This window comes from Pseudomonas sp. EL_65y_Pfl1_R83 (assembly GCF_963970695.1).
GTDB lineage: Bacteria > Pseudomonadota > Gammaproteobacteria > Pseudomonadales > Pseudomonadaceae > Aquipseudomonas > Aquipseudomonas tritici.
In genome coordinates this window covers 1-514 of the sequence record NZ_CAXAQI010000263.1, presented here as the reverse complement: position 1 = coordinate 514, position 514 = coordinate 1, and the positions used below count along the sequence as shown (strand labels likewise).

At 68.1% G+C, this 514-nt stretch carries 2 protein-coding genes; both read right to left on the bottom strand.

Annotation, left to right across the window (positions count from 1 at the left end; translation table 11 throughout):
* A partial coding sequence (locus AACY08_RS28765) for a hypothetical protein (RefSeq protein WP_339472482.1) occupies positions 1 to 320 on the bottom strand: 320 nt, incomplete at its 3' end.
* Positions 321 to 514 (bottom strand): hypothetical protein (locus tag AACY08_RS28760; RefSeq protein WP_339472481.1); only part of this gene is annotated, 194 nt, incomplete at its 5' end.

Below are 514 nucleotides of genomic sequence, written 5' to 3'. Positions count from 1 at the left end.
ATCCGGGCCCCGTTCCAGAAGCGGATTTCGTCGCCGATGATGCGGCACCAGCCGCCCAGCACGAGCGGCGCCAGCATCGCGCGAAAGCCTTTCGGGCCTTCGAGATGGTTCTTGAACAGATCCTCGCGCACGCGGCGAAACAGATAGACCTGCAGCCCCGCGATCGAGCAGCACCAGACGATCGCGGCGACCCGCATCAGATGCGACTTGCCGTGACCGGCGGCGCCACCGAACAGGACCTCCGTGGCTTCGGTTAAGAACGCGACCCACTGTTTCGGGTGGAGGTGAACCCGCAGCGCGTCGGGGCGCTCGTCATGCACTCAGGCACCCGCGCCTGGCGCGCCCGTCATGATGATCGTCGGCCCGCCGACCGTGACCGCAGGACCCGCCAGCGGCACGCCGTCCTTGCCCGTGACTTCGGCCTTGTCGCGCCAGATGCCGGCGAGCTTGGCCTTGGTCTGGATGCACTGGTTGGCCGCGCTCGGCTCCTTCAGGTTCATGGCGAGCGCCCGCG